3 protein-coding genes and 1 pseudogene are annotated in these 2,955 nt (G+C 30.2%); all 4 read right to left on the bottom strand.

Features of this window, described 5'->3' with window-relative positions; genetic code table 11:
- Positions 1-368, bottom strand: a pseudogene (locus JCM15092_RS17285) (DUF1573 domain-containing protein); the annotation flags it as partial.
- 71 nt (positions 369-439) lie between these two features.
- The gene (locus JCM15092_RS14125) at positions 440-1,528 is read right to left on the bottom strand and encodes a BF3164 family lipoprotein (RefSeq protein WP_024995204.1); all 1,089 of its coding nucleotides are present in this window, start codon (positions 1,526-1,528) and stop codon (positions 440-442) included.
- A gap of 4 nt (positions 1,529-1,532) precedes the next feature.
- Complete coding sequence (locus tag JCM15092_RS14120) at positions 1,533-2,549, bottom strand: BF3164 family lipoprotein (protein ID WP_024995203.1); 1,017 nt, start codon at positions 2,547-2,549, stop codon at positions 1,533-1,535.
- A gap of 59 nt (positions 2,550-2,608) precedes the next feature.
- On the bottom strand, positions 2,609-2,857 hold the full coding sequence (locus tag JCM15092_RS14115) for an NVEALA domain-containing protein (RefSeq protein WP_024995202.1): 249 nt from the start codon (positions 2,855-2,857) through the stop codon (positions 2,609-2,611).
- Positions 2,858-2,955 lie beyond the last annotated feature (98 nt).

Below are 2,955 nucleotides of genomic sequence, written 5' to 3'. Positions count from 1 at the left end.
TGGATATTCAAAATTATCACGACGGGTTATATAGCGTAACTCTTTTATATCCTTTGGATGAAAATAAAATACAAAAGGTATAAAATGTCCTGTCAAAGAATCTATCTCACTAATAAAGTCTTTCCATCTTGGCAATTGGAGCTTACAACTCATACATCCTACAGAATCCACATAGGCGACTATCTTATAGTCTGCATTATTTATAGGAAAGTCTACAGTGTCTTTCGCTTGAACCGAAATACAGAGCTTGAAGGAAATACTATTTCTTTTCCGTCCCATTCATTGACTAAATTGGTTATATTATCCTTTCGTGAATCCCTACAGGAAGTAAAGACTAATACCAATAATAACAGACATGTAGATTTCATTTTATCGTAAACTAAAAATGTGTAAATAGTAAATTATTCTATACTATGCAACTGTGAATCTTTCATATTCATTATATTTTATATTTTAGCAGGACAGGTACATCTTTAACAGATTTGCGAGAGGCACAATATATATACTTTTCCGAACTATCTACTGAAATAGAATACACGTAGCGATCAAGCTTATAATTGCAAAGGAGAGTCCCATTAAAATCCAACTTAAATATTTCTACAGGCGATAGATTCTCAGGATCAAAATGCTTATTTCCCTCGTAAACCAAATATATATGTTTATCTGTAATGAAATAATCAGTATAAGCACGATACTCCTCATTCTTCGTATATGTTATGAAAGATACTGGAGCATCAATCTGTTTTTGAGTATATTCTGGTTTAAAAATATCTGGTCCTATCAATCTGCGTATTTGTCGTAAGGAATCATTATAAATATAAATCACATCACGATGCATATCTGCCATCCATACATGATTTGATTTAATGTCTTTGAACAAGCGTCCTCCATTGATAGAAGCTACAAAATGAGTAAAATCACCCATTGCCTTTCCACTATCTTCATTTTTGGTATAAAAGCTGATAGGAGATTTAATGTCATTACAATATTTTTCACTGTCTAAATACCACATGTTATATGCTATGTAGCGTTTATCATCCGATATACACACATCTGTAGTTTCTAAAATTTCAGATGAATATTTAAACTTTTCCGATGGTTGCAACTTCTTTTTTATCAACATTGTATCCAAATTTACCTTGCAGAATTCATTTTTATTATAATCTTGAAGATAAAAATCAACAATATTACCGGAATTTATACAAGTTGCGCAGCTCAACATATCTTCCGGACCATTTCCTTTAGGGGCTAATTGCAGAATAGGATTTAATGTATTTAAAGAATACAATTCGAATAAATAGTTACAATTCTGTTGATTAACAACTACCAATATACTATCACGGACAACCCTAAAATTTGCAGGATTCAGTAAGCTATCAATAATAATCTTTTTAGGATTATTCAATTCTTTAGTTTCCATGAAATCTTCACGTGAAAATACTAAATCCTGATTTAAATCTTTACGTGTAGTACAACTACTTCCTATTATCAAAGAAATTAGCACAATGAATGTTTGTTTTGTTTTCATAATGTTAAATATTAAATGATCCTATTGAAGGTTCTGGATTATTTATTATACAATATATTTTATTTTCACTTTCATCTACACAAAAACATTTTATTTTTGAATTTATATGTATCTTCTGTATAGGACTCCCATTCCAATCAAAAATCCATATTTCATTATTATTTTTATCTTCACTCTTTTGAGCCATTTTTTCTGTATTTGAATCATATAACATATATATGTAATTGTCTGTTGTATAAATTCTTTGAACTCCTTTTTCATCATTATCATCTTCGTTCGCATTAGCCAATCCATCTCCCATGCTATATTTGTATTTATATGGAGATAAAAGAATTCGTTTTTTCAATGTTAATGTATCGTCCGAGTAACTCCACAACTCTAACACATGACTTGTCACACTTGTCAAGCACTTTTGTTTTGCTTTATAGCCAAACATTGATTGATGAAACATGAATTTAGGGAAATTGGGAACGTTAATTTCATCATGGTTATATTGTGGGTAATCCCCACAATAAGATAAAATTTTTCCACATTCATTCAATATAGCAAAGCGACCATCTTTAAAACGTCCTGATGCAATAAATCTTTTATCCGATAATGGATATACCATATCTATATCAGTAGAGAAACGAACAATTTCGCCAAATGGAGTAAAATTCAGCTTCAATAAATCAATTTTAAAATATCTTGCAGAAAAATGCCATCTGTTATGAATTAAAGCAAGAGAGTCTAAGAATATTAATTGGACAGGACTTAAAAATTCATTGGGACCTTTTCCTCTAGGTAATAAACGTTTTATAATAGTTCGCTTTTTTATATCGTAGCAAAAAAGCAAACTATCACTCCGAAAATCAGTAACAAAAACGATGTTACCTATTTTTCTCATTTCCAATGGGACACTAACAAATGTTTCTAAAATTTTATTTACATTGGAATGAGTATTCTTTTCAAATTCTATTTTAGAAGATTTACTATTGCAGCCCAATAATGTAAAAAGAATGATTATTAATAAATATTTCATATATATTTATATTTAAGGGTCACAAAGTAATCATGTTATTTTGCGACCCTTTTTAATTATTAGTTTTTCCCAAATACATCCGTGTGTGCCCAACAACAAATTTTATATCCACCATAACATGTTACATTGCTCATATTAGGTCCAGCTCCCCAGCATGTACCGGCATCCATTTCACGTCTTGCTAAAGCTTCTACATTCTCAAATGCCAAATCAGACATCATTTCTGTTTTCTGTGAGTTATATACATTATACCCTGCAACAATAGCAAATGCAGCAACGAATGCCACTTTTATAATATTTTTCTTCATGATTTTATTATTTAAGCTTTTCTTTTTTTAGTTATAGATTCCGCATCTATCATTTCAGCGGAAGAACAATAGATTTGTCCTTTACATTATTTTATGGA

Origin of the sequence: Phocaeicola paurosaccharolyticus JCM 15092 (genome assembly GCF_000613805.1) — a bacterium.
GTDB lineage: Bacteria > Bacteroidota > Bacteroidia > Bacteroidales > Bacteroidaceae > Phocaeicola > Phocaeicola paurosaccharolyticus.
This window is presented reverse-complemented; position numbering and strand designations above follow the sequence as displayed.

Coding starts and splice junctions, on each gene's coding strand:
- JCM15092_RS14120 (WP_024995203.1), bottom strand. CDS start 2,549: ATGAAATATTTATTAATAATCATTCTTTTTACATTATTGGGCTGCAAT.
- JCM15092_RS14115 (WP_024995202.1), bottom strand. CDS start 2,857: ATGAAGAAAAATATTATAAAAGTGGCATTCGTTGCTGCATTTGCTATT.
- JCM15092_RS14125 (WP_024995204.1), bottom strand. CDS start 1,528: ATGAAAACAAAACAAACATTCATTGTGCTAATTTCTTTGATAATAGGA.